The sequence below is a fragment of the Mucilaginibacter sp. NFR10 genome (assembly GCF_900100445.1).
GTDB lineage: Bacteria > Bacteroidota > Bacteroidia > Sphingobacteriales > Sphingobacteriaceae > Mucilaginibacter > Mucilaginibacter rubeus.
Window position 1 is genome coordinate 62,654 of the sequence record NZ_FMTV01000007.1, and the last position, 15,982, is coordinate 78,635.

Genomic DNA, 15,982 nt, shown 5'->3' on the forward strand with positions numbered 1-15,982 from the left:
AATAAGACATCCAAAATAAAAATGAAAATAAATTTGCGTAACTCACAAGTTACATATAAGTTTGAGTAACTTAAAAGTTACCTATCATGGCAAAAATCATTCAGCACCAATTATTTTACCCGCATCCACCCGCAGTGGTTTGGGAATTTTTAACCGATCAGGAACTGATATCGCAATGGCTCATGCCCGGCGATCTGAAACCTGTACTGGGTCACGAATTTCAGCTTAAGGCCAAACCTATGCCCGAGATGGATTTCGACGGGATTTTTTATTGCAAGATCCTGGAGGTTATCCCCTTCAAAAAACTCTCTTATTCATGGAAATTCGGCTCAGGCAATGGTGAACTAAGCAATTCGACAGTGAACTGGATGCTAATAGAAAAAGATAACGGCACCGAACTTTTGCTGGTACACCGTGATTTTGCAGACTCTGTAAACCCGTTGATGTTTAGCTCGATGGAAAAAGGCTGGTTGGTGCTTATCAACAAAATGCTGCAGATCATAAACGCAGAAAAAGATGGAACAGCACAGGCTTGATGTATTCCAGGTAATTGCCGACCCAAGCAGGAGGCAGATCCTGCACCTGCTTTCAAAAGATAGTCGTACAATTAACTCACTGGCTGAGAACTTTGATATGAGCAGGCCGGCAGTTTCAAAGCATATCAAAGTGCTTTACAACGCCGGGTTTATCTCTATACAAGACATCGGCAGGGAAAGGCATTGTGTTTTAAAACAGGACGGATTTAAAGAACTTAATGAATGGTTAGCCTACTATGGTAAATTCTGGGGCGATAAACTGGACAAACTGGGAGTTTTAATGAACGATAAAATGAACAAAAAATGAAAGATCAGGATTTAACTATAACCATTTCGGTAGATAAAACCTCTAAAGAGGCTTATGATGCCATCAATAATGTTCGCGGATGGTGGTCGGAAGAAGTTAAAGGCGGCACAGAAAAACTCAATGACGAGTTTACCTACAAAGCCAGGGACCTTCACCGCTGTACCTTGAAATTAACAGAAGTTGTTCCCAACCAAAAAGTGGTTTGGCTTGTACTGGACAACTATTTTAGTTTCACCAAAGATCAAACCGAATGGAAAGGCACCAAAGTGATTTTTGAAATTTCCGAACAGGACGACAAAACACAAGTCCGCTTCACCCACCAAGGCTTGGTTCCACCTCATGAATGTTATGAGGTTTGCTCAAACGCCTGGGCCAGTTATATTACGGGAAGTTTGTACAACCTCATTACCACAGGTAAAGGAGAGCCTAATCCTAAAGAAAGTTAGTTAACGAAATTAAAGCTAACCAAATAAAACATCATATTCTATTAGTCAATATATTGAAACTAAAACCTGAAAGTTTCGAACAACTTTTAGGCAAGAAAGCGCCTTTCATTTTTCATGAAAGGCGCTTGAGGGTTTAATCAATTATCAATTAGGGTTTTATCTCAAACTTTATACTGCTAAAAATCAGGGTTGCTTAACCAATTAGCTTAATTAAATATTAACCTGTTACATTTCAAACCAGGACATTAAAGGAAATCTGATTTACAAAAAACAGTATTATTGTTACATTAACAGTTAAAAACGCTATTGCTTTTCAATTCTATTCTTCGATATTTGATTTAGTCGCGCATAAGCACCGGCTTTAACCAGTTTACCTTTTAATCAGCAAAAAATGAAGGTGTCCGCCCCCTGACGGCACCCGTATTTTGAAGAAAAACAACCTGCAAATAAAACTATTTACTACATGGAAAAATCACGCCGTACCTTTATCAGGCAGGCCTCGTTAGCCGGGGCCGGAATTATGCTTGCCCCCAAAAGTTGGAGCGCACAAAGTTATAAACGTATCATTGGCGCCAATGACCGGGTCAGGATTGGGGTGGTAGGCTTTTCAGACAGGCACAAAAGTTCGCACGTGCCCAGTTTCATGAACCATTATAAAGAACTCAACTTTGATGTGGTAGCCGTATCCGATATCTGGAACAAACGGCGCGAGGAAGGCTCTGCCCTCTGGAAAGAAAAAATGCAGCATGACGTAAAAGCTTACCGCAATAATGAAGAATTATATGATAGTAAAAGTGTGGACGCCGTATTCATCAGCACTGCCGATTTTCAGCATGCACGCCATGCTATTGAAGCTGTGAAGGCCGGCTGCGATGCTTATGTAGAAAAACCATTTGCCGAAACCATGGAAGATAACCGGGCTGCCTTAAAGGCAGTAAAGGAATCGGGCAAAATTGTGCAAATTGGATCGCAGCGCAGAAGCGGCGCTAATTATCATGCAGCCAATGAATTTATCAGTTCGGGCAAGTTTGGTCCTATCACCATGGTTGAGCTCACCTGGAATGTGAATCAACCAGGCCGCTGGCGCCGGCCGGAGTTATTAGGACAGCTGAAGGAACAGGATACCGACTGGAAACGTTTTATAATGAACCGGCCTTATGAAGATTTCGACCCGCGTAAATACTTGGAGTACCGCCTGTTCTGGCCATATTCGTCAGGACTGCCGGGGCAGTGGATGAGCCATCAGATTGATACGGTACACTGGTTTACGGGCTTAAAACACCCGCGTAGTGTAGTTGCCAACGGCGGCATCTATATGTGGAAAGATGGGCGCCGCAACTGGGATACCATACTGGCCGCTTTTGATTATGGCCCGCTTAATGATCCTTCAACCGGCTTCCAGGTTACTTTTGGCTCACGCATGCACAATGGCGATGAGCACCCAGCCGAAATTTACTATTCAAACGGCGGCGAGCTTAACCTCATCACCAATACAGTATCGCCAAAAGGAGGTCTTACTCAAAAAATGGCCGATGCCATGCATATGAAGGCAAACCTGCTGCCTGAGATTAGCCTGGCTAATACCGAAAAGGTGGTAGCATCAGCCAATACCGGAGGTGATATACTTACTTCAAACCACGTACGCAACTGGATGGAATGCGTGCGCAGCCGTAAGCAGCCAAACGCCCCGGTTGAAGCCGGTTACAGCCATTCGATAGCCAATATCATGACCAATGCAGCTGTTCATACCGGCTACAAGGCCACTTTTGATGAAGCTACCCAGGAGGTAATGGCTAATGGAAAAGTTTTTAAATATTAATAGCTGGATAGGTCACAAACATTATTGACATCGGCTGTGCCTTGCCATTAGCGCACAGCCTTTTTAACCTTACATCAAGCAATGAAGATCATAAAAAAACTGGGACTTGCCGTTGCCGCAAATATGCTATTGTTTCCTGTAGTACACGCTCAAAAAGCCGAACCGGTAAGGCTGGTAAAAACAACAAATAATAAAATAGATATCCTGATAGGTGGAAAACCCTTTACCAGTTTCCTGTATTCGGACAGTTTAGAAAAACCCGTTCTTTATCCTTTGCGGTCGGCAAACGGCACATTGGTGACCCGCGGCTTTCCGCTGGCCCCACGGCCTGGCGATCCTACAGATCATCCGCATCACATAGGGTTATGGTTTAACTTTGAAAACCTGAACGGTCTTGATTTCTGGAATAACTCTTATGCCATACCGGCCGCTAAAAAGAGTGGTTATGGTTGGATCCGAACCGACAAAATTTTGGAAACAAAAGATGGGACAAAAGGCATATTAGCCTATCATGCAAACTGGACAGATCAGCAAAAACAAGCAATACTGGAAGAGCAAACCCGCTTTGAATTTAGCGGAAATGCCCGGGAACGGATCATTGACCGTGTAACTACGCTTACTGCGGATAAGGACGCTCTTTTTAAAGACGCTAAAGATGGCATGCTTGGCCTGCGCCTGGCCCATGAGCTGCAAATCCCTGATCCTGCCGACCAGAAATTTACTGACGATAAGGGTAATGTTACCATAGTAAAAGGTGGCACCGATAAAGTTGCCAACGGTACTTACCTCACCAGTGAGGGCAAAACAGGTAACGACGCATGGAGCACCCGCGGTGTATGGTGCAAGGTATATGGTAAAATTGGAGCAGATTCAGTAAGCGTTACTATTATTGATCATCCTCAAAACCCTAATTATCCTACTTTTTGGCATGCCCGTGGCTACGGCCTGTTTGCAGCCAATCCGCTGGGCGAAAAGGTGTTTACCAACGGCAAATCTGAAAAGAACCTGACTTTAAAGAAAGGCGAATCGGTAACATTCAGGTATCGGATCATTATACACAATGGCCCGCAAACTAACAGCGCAGCGCAATTAAACCAGGCTGCGGAGGCTTTTAAGTCATTTAAATAGCATCACCATATCAAACAAACCGGTCCGGGATATTTATCAGAATTACTTTTTATCATTTTTAAATATCCCGGCAGGTATGTCACGGCCCGCTGATCCCGGCGCAAGGTTCAGGTAATTACGGGGTTGTTACTTTTCGTTTCAGTCGGGCTGTGTGTCGTTACCGGCATCAGTTCGTTGGATATAGCCCATATAGCCATCATTTTACCGTGATAAGGGTATTACTCAAAAAACTCTCCCTCAATATTGTCTATCAATTTTGCGCCCCTTGCCCATTGCTGTCACCCTGTTTTAAATCATCATTGTTAACGCCGCGTTTCTTCTTAGGCATCTGCGGACCAAAATTCATTTTACCGAAATTGTAGGCAAAGCTAACGCCAAAAGATCTGAACGGCACTGAGAACCTGCTGCTTTGACTAAGCGGGCCGCTATTGATATTGGAAGTAAAGTCTTTATAATCCTTAAATGGCTGGGTAATGTTCAAACCAATAGTTCCGCGTTTTTTCCAAACATCCTGCTTCAAACCTATCACCCATAAATTGAAAGAGGGGTTTGTTCCCTGGAAAGTTCTCCTTGCCGAGTTCTGGATCAAAAAAGTTTCGGCAGACAAAGCCTTGTTTATTTTTACTGTTCCGCTAATGAAGGCATTGTACTGAACATAGGTAGACTGGCTTGCTTGCTGTAGGCTACTGATCACCTGCGGTTTATAGGTAAATGCATTAACGTTGCCCCGTATGGTTAGGACCTTGAACAATTCTGTTGAGCCAAAGAAGGTTACACCAACGGAATTATTGTTACCCACGTTAAGGTAATTGGTGAGGGAAACATCCCTGGTAACCGGGTTCCCGTTATTATCCACCGTGGTGTAAGGCACTGTACGCACGTAGCTTTCAATAATATCATCGGTCTTCCTATAATAGACGGAGGCATTGATCACACTGCTTTTGATGAAGGTAGAATAAGTCATTTCCACGGTCTGCGTAATTTCTGGCGACAATTCCGGGTTACCCTGCGTTTGGTTGAGAGGGTTGCTGGTATTCAGAAACGGGTTTAAATATTGCAGGCTCGGCCGCTGGATACGCTTACTATAGCTTAGTTTCAGCGTTTGGGTAGGCGTTAAAGCCTTTGAAATCACAAAGCTTGGAATAAAATTGGTATAGGTATTATCAAAAGGTGCCAGGCCCGCACTGACATTACCCGAATTTCCATTAATTTTTGTATTCTCTAACCGGGCACCTGCCTGTACAGTAAAACCATCTTTCAAATTTGCAGTAAGCAAGCCGTAGCCCGAGTACACGTCCTGGTCGTAACTATAGGTGTTGGATGTGGCCGTATTAAATACGTACGCGCCTGAAGCATCTGGATTGAAAAAATCGTATTCGCTGGATATCCTCCTTAAAATACTTTTCGCACCTGTTTCCAGCTTAAATACCCTGCTGATTGGTAGTACGTAATCCAGCTGGTAAGTATACTCGTTATTGGTACCGTTATTAACCGCACGCTGGTTTTGGGTAAAAGCAGAATATTCTGACAGATAGTTTACATCTGATGTGCCATGTGTCCATTGAAAAGCAAAGCTTAATTCTTCACCTTCCTTTTTAAACTTATGGGTAAAATCGTTATTCCAGTCAAAGTTGGAGACTTTGAATTCGTTGCTTGTTAAGGCTGTATAATCGATATTTCCCTCTGATGCAGAATTATTGCTATTGACCGAGTTACCTTTATTTTTAAATGCCCCTCCCCTTAGGCTAAAAGTAGAGTTAAACGTGTTTTGATCATTAAAATCATATCCCAAAGATGCCGAGCCATTGGTAAAATGACGATTTGATGTACTTTGCCCGTTTGACGAGGATGATGTACCCAGTTCGGTATTTTGACTGTTAAAGGATTGATAGGTGGTTTGCGGCCATCCAACGTTATAACCAAGGTTAGCTGTAATGCTTAATTTATTTTTGTTAAAATTGATATTTCCGCTCTCATTGTTTTGACGGGTACCTATACCCATATTGATAGAGCCGCTTACACCGGCAACCTCCTTCTTCTTGGTAATAATATTGATAATGCCGGCCGAACCTTCCGCATCGTATTTAGCCGAGGGCGCCGTTATCACTTCAATATTCTTGATCTGATCGGAAGGCATGGATTTCAAAACGTCGCCCGCGTTGGTTACCAACGCTCCTGAAGGCTTGCCATTGATCAGTATCCGTACGTTCTGATTTCCGCGGAGGGAAACATTCCCGTCCATGTCAACCGAAACCATGGGCACTTTGCGCAGGATATCAGAAGCATTGCCGCCGGCACTGGTTACATCTTTTTCTGCATTAAAAACTAATTTGTCAATGTGGTTTTCCACCAGGGCTCTTTGCCCGGTAACCTGAACATCAGCCAGCATCTTAGCGCTTGGCGAAACGATGACCTGCCCAAGGTTTCTGTCGGTTTTGGCTCCCGTTAAAACAACGCCGTCAATTGTTTTGGTGGAGTAACCTATAAAAGCGATTTGGACGCGATAAGTTCCCGGCGCCACACCAGTGATTTTGAAACTCCCTTTCTGATCTGCCAGGCTACCGTTCACTGGAGCAGTTGTACCTGCTTTAAATAAGCTTACTGTCGAATAGTCCAGTGGCTTTTTAGTCAGGGAGTCTATTACGGTTCCGAAGATAGTTCCATTACCCAAAGAGGCACCTGATGGCGGGCCTGCGGGCTGTTGGGCTCGCACGGTCCCTGCTGCCAATAAAAACCAGGTTATCAGTTTCAATGTCCGCAGGCTCGTTGTATTTTTTAAGTTGAACTTGTAATTTTCAGTTCCCATATTCGAGATTTTGAAACAAAACAAAGTAAATACATTGATCAAAATCTGCAGAATAGACGGATCGGCCTTAATAATAGACCAAACGAACGTTAGAGTCTATGGCTTTGTGATTGGAGGAATTTTCAATATAAGCTATAGATCAAAGTTGTCATTCTGTCTATTAATTCCTGTAAACCATCTATTCCTTAAAAAAAATAAAAAAACATTTTGTCATTTGCAGCATCCCGGTGAGATGGGATTTAGTTGATTACTGTATTTGATACAGTATGGTGCGTTTTGCCTGAGAAACAAAACGCACTTTTTTCCGCTATTTTTATGGTAAAATTCGCGATATGGCTTTTTCAGGCTTAAAGAAGATCTTTTTCTCAGTTCACTTTTATATAGTGGCCTGTTTATTAGCGTTAATGTTATTCCCATTATCCTGGCCCTTAAAACTCCCCGGTGAATTTTGGATCAAACAGGTATTGATACATTTGGTATGGGCAACATTATTCTATGCCAACCTGTTTTATTTTACTCCCCAATTGATTTACAAAAACAAGGCTGTATTATTTGTTCTTTTGATGATAGCTATTCTCGTCTCCGTTGTGTACTTAAACAATTGGTTAGATGAAATAACCGGTTGGAAGGCTGTATTTACCAAAGTTTACAAAAACCCGGCTAAAAAATCATCTGACGATAACCATGTTTATAATTATTGGACTATCATAACTGCACTTGTTTTACTCGGAGTAAGCACAATCATCGCGGTCTCCCGGAAGATCAAGGCCGACCAGGAAGCCTTCCGTGCCACCGAACAGGAAAAAATCAGCTCAGAGCTTTCTTTTTTAAAAGCGCAGATCAATCCGCACTTCTTTTTTAATATCCTGCATACCATTTATGCACTCGCCGATAGCAACCCTGTGGCGTCTAAAGATGCGGTTTACACGCTTTCGCATATGATGCGTTATGTTATTTATGAAACCAAGAACGATCTGACCGACCTGGAAAAGGAGATCAAATTTATTGAGGACTATATCAAGCTGATGAAGCTGAGGCTGAGCGATGATGTACAGATCATTTTTGAAAAACAGGTCAACCTAAAAAATCATGAAATAGCCCCCATGCTTTTCCTGCCATTTGTTGAAAATGCCTTTAAGCATGGCATCAGCGGTGTACACCCAAGTTACATTTATGTAGAGATCAGCCAATCTGCCGACGAGCTGAAGTTGGAGATCAGGAATTCCCTTTTTGAAGAACAAACGGCTCAGTTGGAAGATAGTAATGGCATCGGTATTGTCAATACGAAAAGAAGGCTCGACCTGCTATATCCCGGGCGCTACACATTATCGGTTGACCGCGACTCCAATATCAGGGAATTCATTGTAAATTTAACGTTCCGATTCAAATGAAAATTGACTGCATAGCTGTAGACGACGAACCGATAGCTTTAAAGCTAATTACTTCGTACATTGAACAAACCCCGTTTTTAAATTTACAGGGTAGGTTCGGCAACGCTATCGAAGCGCTGAAAGCTATTCATCAACAACCCGGCCTTCAATTGATATTTTTAGACATTCGGATGGCCGACCTAAGCGGTGTTGAGCTGGCAAGGATCATAGAGCAAACCGGAAAGAAAAAAGGTCCGCGCGTTATATTTACAACGGCTTATGATCAATATGCTTTAGAGGGCTTTAAGGTGAACGCGTTAGATTACTTATTGAAACCGTTTAGTTTTGTTGATTTTTCAAAGGCGGCTGCTAAAGCATATGATTATTTTGAGATTTTGGAAAGCGCTCAAAATAATATAACTCCCGGAACGCCTGTTGAAAAGAACTATATTTATCTTAAGGTCGATTATCAGCTGGTAAAAGTTAACATAGCAGACATCCTTTATATCGAAGGACTTAAAGATTATGTAAAGATTTTCCTGGCGAACCAGGATAAACCCTTATTGACCCTCACAAGCCTGAAAAACCTTGAAGAGAAACTCCCGGCCAGTATTTTCCTGCGAATCCACCGCTCATTTATCGTATCCAAAGAAGCAGTCAAATCCGTTACCAAAAATTCTGTCCAGATTGAAAATACTACGATACCTGTAACCGAACAATATAAAGAAGTTTTTACCACATTCCTGAAAGATTGGTCTTGATCATCATTGGTTGTCTATCAGGGGTTAAATATTTATGAGCCGGCATAACCCTCGTTTCTCCAAAACGGCTCTGCATGTTCCAATACAAACTTTACAGATCCTGCCAGAAAGGAATGGAGTTTTGCATGGGTCGTAGACGCCCATCCTACTTTGTGAAATACTTTAAGAAGCACACGCAGCAATCACCTGCTGATTTCCTCAGGAACGGTTTCCCGAATATGTCTTTTCTTTTGGGACCGTCGGCTTTGGGAATAAATAAAAAAGTTAAGGACGCTAATTTTTATAAAATGAAATTTTATCAATTACTACGCCAGGGTCAATAGCCCTGATAGATAATTTATGTGTCCCGGTGGTTAATGCTGGTAAGTCTATTAATGCACTAACGTAATTATTTCTAATACCCTGGTTACGGTTGGGTCCATTCTCATCTTCCTTGCCATTTGACCCCGGCACTTCTGTTGTTGAAATAAATTTATTATCAACTAAAATGGCTACCCTTAATTGCATACCCGGATAAATTCTAAAAGTTGGCATAAAATCAATCCTCACCTTTGCTGAATTACCATCAGTTTTAAAATTGTAATTCAATGTTGGAGCTTTTACATCACCAGGTTTCCATAATAAATTAAGGTTAACCGGTGTCAATGCCATAGCCTGGCCGCTATTGCCCAATCCTGGTATAACCGACCATTTTGCGGTTCCAGCTGTGGTTTGTTCATCGGCAGATGAAGCGTTTATTATTATATCCGCCTGAATTGCTTTTTTGGTGGTATCCGGTTTCCTGGTTTCGGCCCATGGCCATGCTACCTGGCTATTCCATGATAGAAGATTTTGACCGGTTACTGTTCCCGGCATCATATATTGCCATTTCCCCCCCGCTATTTTATTGTTGTAATTATCAACTTCGGATTCCAAAGCAGCTTTAAGGCGATCTATCTCGACCTGATGGGCAGCTTGATTTGCGCCATAAACAATTGCCCTGTCATGCATAAATATAAGTCCGGTTTCTGCCATGATACGGGCCGGAAAACCAATCATTTCTGTGTAAGGATCCTGCTTATTTAAAGGTACAGACTTTGCTACAGAAGTTTCAAGATTTAATAATCTCTGATAATCAGCTTGTAATTGCACAGCTTCGTTATCCGACAAAGAAATAGCCCAATCACGATTCATTAATTCAGGTTTTCGTACTGTGCCTAAACGATAAAATTCTGTAAGCAAATTGTTAAGCGTAGTTACATTTTCATTAAAATGTTCTGTAAGAAATGCTTTTAAAAATTGGGGTTGTGCATCCGTCTTTTGACTTTCCGGGTTCCATGATAAGCGTGAAAAATAGTCGATCCCCAATTCCATCGGTTTAACATCACCTACGTTAATCACCCACATCGTCCGGGCCTGATTTTCCCAGGCCTTATGAAACTCTTCCCACATCAATGCCGGGGCGGTAGAATTGATCCAGGTATACGAATGAGGACCACCGTAGTAAGATAAGTGCCAGTATAATCCGCTTCCGCCAGACCGCTTCCTTTCGGTTGGATTCGATAAGCGGCGAATGTACCCAAAATTGTCATCTACCCAAATCAGAGTTACATCATCAGGTACCTTTAAGCCGGCATCATACACAGGCAATACCTCTTTATAAGGAACAAAACATTGGGCAACAGGCCCCCATTGTTTATTGACGTATTGATTAATAAGATCTCGCTGGTCTTTAAATACCTTTTCCAAAAGGGTTATCCTTTCAGGTATACCTGACGGTGGCGATTCCATACCACGATCATGTATACCGCGTATACCCATTGTCCAAACTGCTTCTTTGTCTTTTCTGTGCTTAGCAGTTTCTTTCCAGTATTTATAAATACTATCAGGATTAGTGCTATAATTCCATACACCTTTAAGTTTCTCGTTCCAATGCACGTTATTATACAGCATCGGTTCGCAATGTGATGAACCTGCAACAATACCATAATGATCGGCCAAAGCTACATTCTCGGGAGTGTCGCCAAATTCTTTAGACACTTCATGCATAGCAGGCCAAATATAGTTGAGCCGCAAACGCAACATCAATTCAAATAATTTTTCATATATTTTGGGGCCAATGCCATGTGCAAAATCCTTTTCAAAGTTTTTCCTCGCCCATTGATTTATTCCCCAGTCTTCATCGTTAATAAAAATGCCGCGATATTTAACTGCCGGTTCATCCCAAGTTGGTTTAGGTACGGAGATCGTAACTGTTTTTCTTTTAGCAGTAGGAACATCTGCCCACCAATGCCACGGCGATACACCTATTTTCCTTGAAATTTGTAAGAGTCCATAAACTGTCCCTCGTCTATCGCTTCCAACTATAATGAGCGCTTTTTTTACACCAGGTGCGGGGTTGTTAACTATTTGCCATAATGAAGCCTCCCAACGGCCTTTAATTTTATTAATATCTTTGATCTTGTGTGCAGCTATCAACCTATCAATAGCTGGGCTTTTACCAATAGTGCCGGCAATAATCATTTCACCGGCGGGGTGTTGCAAAGTAGTAATAGCAGGCGAAGTTCCGGTAACCTGTTTTATATCGTCAGCAAAAAAGCCAGCCGCAAGTTTCACCGCCTGGTAATCAGAATTATCAATAGCTAAACTTATACTTTTTTGAGCAGTGGCCACTGTAATATCTGTTGATTTTGAGGCTAAAGCAGTTTTTACAATCAAATTTTGAGCACTAACGCTTATTGTTGTTAAGGTTACCAGTAACAGTAGCGGTGTTGCTTTTAATATACTGCGGTTATAATATCTATAATAACTTATGCGGGTATTCAAGAGTGATTTTAACATTTATAATATTGTATCATGTGACCGTATTAAAAATCAACCGAACTCGTGAGTTAAACCACCAGTTTAGTTAGATTATTAATATCCGTAATTCTGCTCTAATTTAGCGCCTTTATTCTATTTTTCAGCGGCCTTTATAGGCCGTAGTTATCGGCAGCCATAGGTAACCGTAATATCGGTTACATTTTTTCACCCTATCATAAAATAGCCCAGGCTGTTAATGTCGATCGGGGTTGTCCAGGCAGGATTAGCATTTCGCCCGCTCTATATTTGATAAAAAACAGTGAAAATTTACGCAAACGTTTGTCTTTGCAGTAACAAACGTTTGCGTAAGTTTCAAGGCTCCAGGGCATAGAATTATGCATAATCTTTCCATAAAATTTTAGTTAGTTTCGGACATATTAACAGAAAAAAACCAACAAATTTTTATGCGAAAACCAACCTGTCTGCTACTTTTATTATTGCCTATACAGCTTTTAGCGCAACAATTTGATCCTGTAAAAGCACTGGTTAAAAGGCGCGCGCCGTGGTTAAGCAACCATATCGTTTTTGAACCCTTAAAAAACACCAGTTCAGAAATAGTTGAACTGCAAACCATCAAGAATAAACTGGTTATCCATGCTTCAGGAGCCAATGCGGCGGCTGTTGGTGTAAACTGGTATTTAAAATATTATTGCCATCGTTCTATGTCGCACATGGGTGATAACATGTCGCCCGTGTTTCCTATTCCTAATGTTAACAAAAAAGTAACCGTACAAGCTGCGGCCAAGTATCGTTATGCGTTAAATTATTGCACCTATAACTATACCATGAGCTTTTATAGTTGGCCCGACTGGGAACGGGAGCTTGACTGGATGGCGTTAAATGGTGTTAATACAATGCTTACTGTTGAAGGGATGGAAGCGGTATGGCAAAACACGCTGAGGAAAATAGGATACACTGAAAGTGAAATTAACAGTTTCAGTGTTGGGCCTGCTTATACCGCATGGTGGCTGATGGGAAATATTGAAGGCTGGGGAGGTCCCATGCCGCAAAGCCAGATAGACAACAGGAAGCTGATTCAACAGAAAATGATGAAGCGGATGCAGGAGTTGGGTATACAACCTGTGTTGCAAGGTTTTTATGGCATGGTGCCAAGCACATTAAAAAACAAAAGTAAAGCACATATTATTGATCAGGGTACCTGGGGTGCTTTTAAAAGACCTGATATACTTGACCCCACTGATCCTGAGTTTAGCCGCATTGCCGGCATCTACTATAGCGAAATTCAAAAATTATACGGTAAGAACATCCATTTTTTTGCCGGCGACCCTTTTCATGAGGGTGGTAAAACGGAAGGTGTTGATTTGAAAAAAGCAGGCACCGCCATACAGGCATCGATGCAAAATTATTACCCCGGTTCAACATGGGTATTGCAGGGCTGGCAGGATAATCCCAAGCAGGCCATGCTTGATGGCCTCGATAAATCAAAAGTATTGGTACAGGAGCTTTTTGGTGAATTTACAAATAACTGGGAAAAGCGTAAGGCTTACGATAATACACCATTTATATGGTGCAGCGTTAATAATTTTGGCGAACGGCCTGGCGTATATGGAAAACTGCAGCGCTTTGCCGATGAGGTATACCGTGTCCGTAAAAGCACTTACAGCAATTATCTTAAAGGTGTGGGGATTATGCCTGAAGGCATCAATAACAACCCTCCTGATTATGACCTGATGCTTGAACTGGGCTGGCACCAGGAACATGTGGATACCCGGAACTGGATCGATAAATACGCTCTATATCGTTATGGTAAAAGCAATGGGCATGCAAGTAATGCCTGGCAAGGATTTTTACAAACCATTCATCAAAGCCTTCCCGGTTACCAGGAAGGGGCTGGCGAATCCATTTTTTGCGCAAGACCCGCACTTAAAGTTAAATCAATTTCCAGTTGGGGTACGCTCACTCGTAATTATGACACGGTTGCTTTTGCATATGCGGTAAAAGAATTTGCAAAAGCAGCACCAGATCTTAAAAATTCGGCCACTTATAAAATAGACCTCATCAATATGGTGCGGCAACTGCTGGCTAATAAAGGCACGCTCACATTTAATGAAATGGTAACTGCTTATAACAGCAAGAATCTGCAAACATTTAACGCAGCCAGCGCAAAATTCCTGCATATGATAAGGCTGACAGATGACCTCTTAAATACCGATCAATATTTCAGGCTCAACACCTATCTCAAACAAGCTATAGATAACGGCAATACCGCGGAAGAAAAAGCAAACAATTTAAAAAACGAATTAATGCAAATTACCTATTGGGGCGAAAATGTGCGTACCGAAGACAATCTGCATGAGTATGCTTATAAAGAGTGGGCCGGCCTGATGGATAGCTATTACTTGCTCCGCTGGGAGATTTATTTTGATTATCTGCGCAGCAATTTGCAAGGTAAAAACGTTCAGGAACCTGATTACTTTTCCTGGGAACGAAAATGGGTGGACGACAACCAAAAGCTAAACCCTGAAAAGCCTCAAAGGCCTTTACTGGAAGTGGTTGATGAAATTTTATCAATGTAAAAACATCGCCCTTTTTTAACACTCTTTCTTAAAACTGACGTCAGCTATCCTCCAAATGAAAAAAACGTTAACAGGTATTTTATTGGTTTTTATTGCATTTTCCCCTTTATATGCCCAAAAGAAAATAGGAACAGAAACACCCGAACAAAAAGCCAAACGTATGTCCTGGTGGACTAATGACCGCTTTGGTATGTTTATCCATTGGGGGCTTTATTCGCAGGCAGCAAGGCATGAATGGGTAAAAAGATGGGAGCGCATGACGGATGCGCAATACCAGCCTTATTTTGATGAGTTTAATCCAGATTTGTTTAATCCCAAAGAGTGGGCAAAGAAAGCTAAGGCAGCCGGGATGAAATATGCTGTGCTTACTACTAAACATCATGAAGGGTTTTGCCTGTTTGATTCAAAATATACTGACTACAAGGCTACTAAAACCGCTGCTAAAAGAGACCTTGTAAAGGAGTTTGTTGATGCATTTAGAGCCGAGGGTATAAAAATAGGTTTTTATTATTCACTGTTGGATTGGCATCACCCAGACTTTACCGTTGATGTTTTACACCCCCTGCAACCGGCAAGCGAAAAAGATGAGGATTATGATAAGCTGAACAAAGGCCGCGATGTGGCCAGGTACCGCACCTACATGCATAACCAAATTAAAGAACTGCTTACCAATTACGGCAAAATTGATATGCTATGGCTCGATTTTTCGTACCCTGATAATGGCAAACATGGGAAAGGGGCCAAAGACTGGGGATCTGTTGAACTCGTTAAAGAAATAAGAAAATTACAGCCCAATATTATAATTGATAACCGCCTCGATTTAAATGAATACCAGGATGGTTGGGATTACCTGACACCCGAACAGGTAAATTTATCGGAGTGGGTCAAAAAAAACGATTACAAAACTTATTGGGAAACCTGCCAAACGTTTTCTGGTTCCTGGGGTTATTTCCGCGACGAAAACAGCTGGAAAAGTACCACGCAATTAATTACCATGCTGATAGAGGCTGTAAGCAAAAGAGGTAACCTGTTGCTTAACGTGGGCCCTACTGCACGCGGTTTATTTGATAAACGTGCTAACGAAAGGCTGGACGGAATAGCAGCCTGGATGAAATATAACAGCCGCTCCATTTATGGATGTACCGAAGCTCCGGAAACCTTTGTAGCCCCGGAGCACACCCTGCTTACCTATAATGCAAATACCCGGCGCTTATACGTGCATTTGTTAGCATATCCCGGCAAAACACTTACTTTACCAGGCTACAAGGATAAAGTAAAATACGTTCAGTTTTTACATGACGCGTCGGAGATACAACAGGATAGCAAATCAAAAGGCACAGGTAACGACCTGATATTAAATCTACCGGAAACCAAGCCCGATAGTGAGATACCGGTAATTGAATTGGTTTTAAATTAATGTTTGCTCATCTA

The 15,982-nt window shown here is 41.9% G+C and carries 11 protein-coding genes; 9 read left to right on the forward strand and 2 right to left on the reverse strand.

What is annotated here, in order from left to right:
- The first annotated feature begins 86 nt into the window (after positions 1-86).
- The 5 genes from BLP33_RS21295 to BLP33_RS21315 all read left to right on the forward strand — a co-directional run bounded on the left by BLP33_RS21295 (position 87) and on the right by BLP33_RS21315 (position 4,236).
- A complete protein-coding gene (locus tag BLP33_RS21295; RefSeq protein WP_090532940.1) occupies positions 87-536 on the forward strand; it encodes an SRPBCC family protein in 450 nt (149 codons plus the stop codon).
- Entirely contained in the window at positions 517-843 is a 327-nt protein-coding gene (locus BLP33_RS21300; protein WP_090532942.1) for an ArsR/SmtB family transcription factor, read from the forward strand. The genes BLP33_RS21295 and BLP33_RS21300 overlap by 20 nt, the downstream gene beginning before the upstream one ends.
- A complete protein-coding gene (locus tag BLP33_RS21305) occupies positions 840-1,289 on the forward strand; it encodes an SRPBCC family protein (RefSeq protein WP_090532944.1) in 450 nt (149 codons plus the stop codon). The genes BLP33_RS21300 and BLP33_RS21305 overlap by 4 nt, the downstream gene beginning before the upstream one ends.
- A gap of 463 nt (positions 1,290-1,752) precedes the next feature.
- Positions 1,753-3,108 carry a Gfo/Idh/MocA family protein gene (locus BLP33_RS21310; protein ID WP_090532946.1) on the forward strand — a complete coding sequence of 452 codons (1,356 nt, stop codon included), beginning with the start codon at positions 1,753-1,755 and terminating at the stop codon, positions 3,106-3,108.
- 81 nt (positions 3,109-3,189) lie between these two features.
- Positions 3,190-4,236 (forward strand): DUF6807 domain-containing protein, encoded by a 1,047-nt coding sequence (locus tag BLP33_RS21315; protein ID WP_090532947.1) that lies wholly within the window; start codon positions 3,190-3,192, stop codon positions 4,234-4,236.
- 250 nt (positions 4,237-4,486) lie between these two features.
- Here BLP33_RS21315 and BLP33_RS21320 read toward each other — a convergent pair whose 3' ends face one another.
- Complete coding sequence (locus BLP33_RS21320) at positions 4,487-7,042, reverse strand: TonB-dependent receptor domain-containing protein (RefSeq protein ID WP_090532949.1); 2,556 nt, start codon at positions 7,040-7,042, stop codon at positions 4,487-4,489.
- A gap of 404 nt (positions 7,043-7,446) precedes the next feature.
- On the opposite strand from BLP33_RS21320, the gene BLP33_RS21325 reads away from it, so the two are divergent.
- Entirely contained in the window at positions 7,447-8,433 is a 987-nt protein-coding gene (locus tag BLP33_RS21325; RefSeq protein WP_175490079.1) for a sensor histidine kinase, read from the forward strand.
- A complete protein-coding gene (locus tag BLP33_RS21330; protein WP_090532953.1) occupies positions 8,430-9,173 on the forward strand; it encodes a LytR/AlgR family response regulator transcription factor in 744 nt (247 codons plus the stop codon). Before BLP33_RS21325 ends, BLP33_RS21330 begins: the two co-directional genes overlap by 4 nt.
- A gap of 273 nt (positions 9,174-9,446) precedes the next feature.
- Here the strand turns inward: BLP33_RS21330 and BLP33_RS21335 are convergent, their stop codons facing one another.
- Positions 9,447-11,993 (reverse strand): glycosyl hydrolase 115 family protein, encoded by a 2,547-nt coding sequence (locus tag BLP33_RS21335; RefSeq protein ID WP_090532955.1) that lies wholly within the window; start codon positions 11,991-11,993, stop codon positions 9,447-9,449.
- 425 nt (positions 11,994-12,418) lie between these two features.
- On the opposite strand from BLP33_RS21335, the gene BLP33_RS21340 reads away from it, so the two are divergent.
- Both BLP33_RS21340 and BLP33_RS21345 read left to right on the forward strand, forming a co-directional pair.
- Positions 12,419-14,551 (forward strand): alpha-N-acetylglucosaminidase, encoded by a 2,133-nt coding sequence (locus BLP33_RS21340; protein WP_090532957.1) that lies wholly within the window; start codon positions 12,419-12,421, stop codon positions 14,549-14,551.
- 55 nt (positions 14,552-14,606) lie between these two features.
- Positions 14,607-15,968, forward strand: coding sequence for an alpha-L-fucosidase (locus BLP33_RS21345; protein ID WP_090532959.1), 1,362 nt, complete (start codon positions 14,607-14,609; stop codon positions 15,966-15,968).
- The last annotated feature ends 14 nt before the right edge of the window (positions 15,969-15,982 follow it).

What these genes read in the sequence shown, in the direction of transcription:
- BLP33_RS21295 (WP_090532940.1), top strand. Translation starts at nt 87, where the DNA reads ATGGCAAAAATCATTCAGCACCAATTATTTTACCCGCATCCACCCGCA.
- BLP33_RS21300 (WP_090532942.1), top strand. Translation starts at nt 517, where the DNA reads ATGGAACAGCACAGGCTTGATGTATTCCAGGTAATTGCCGACCCAAGC.
- BLP33_RS21305 (WP_090532944.1), top strand. Translation starts at nt 840, where the DNA reads ATGAAAGATCAGGATTTAACTATAACCATTTCGGTAGATAAAACCTCT.
- BLP33_RS21310 (WP_090532946.1), top strand. Translation starts at nt 1,753, where the DNA reads ATGGAAAAATCACGCCGTACCTTTATCAGGCAGGCCTCGTTAGCCGGG.
- BLP33_RS21315 (WP_090532947.1), top strand. Translation starts at nt 3,190, where the DNA reads ATGAAGATCATAAAAAAACTGGGACTTGCCGTTGCCGCAAATATGCTA.
- BLP33_RS21320 (WP_090532949.1), bottom strand. Translation starts at nt 7,042, where the DNA reads ATGGGAACTGAAAATTACAAGTTCAACTTAAAAAATACAACGAGCCTG.
- BLP33_RS21325 (WP_175490079.1), top strand. Translation starts at nt 7,447, where the DNA reads ATGTTATTCCCATTATCCTGGCCCTTAAAACTCCCCGGTGAATTTTGG.
- BLP33_RS21330 (WP_090532953.1), top strand. Translation starts at nt 8,430, where the DNA reads ATGAAAATTGACTGCATAGCTGTAGACGACGAACCGATAGCTTTAAAG.
- BLP33_RS21335 (WP_090532955.1), bottom strand. Translation starts at nt 11,993, where the DNA reads ATGTTAAAATCACTCTTGAATACCCGCATAAGTTATTATAGATATTAT.
- BLP33_RS21340 (WP_090532957.1), top strand. Translation starts at nt 12,419, where the DNA reads ATGCGAAAACCAACCTGTCTGCTACTTTTATTATTGCCTATACAGCTT.
- BLP33_RS21345 (WP_090532959.1), top strand. Translation starts at nt 14,607, where the DNA reads ATGAAAAAAACGTTAACAGGTATTTTATTGGTTTTTATTGCATTTTCC.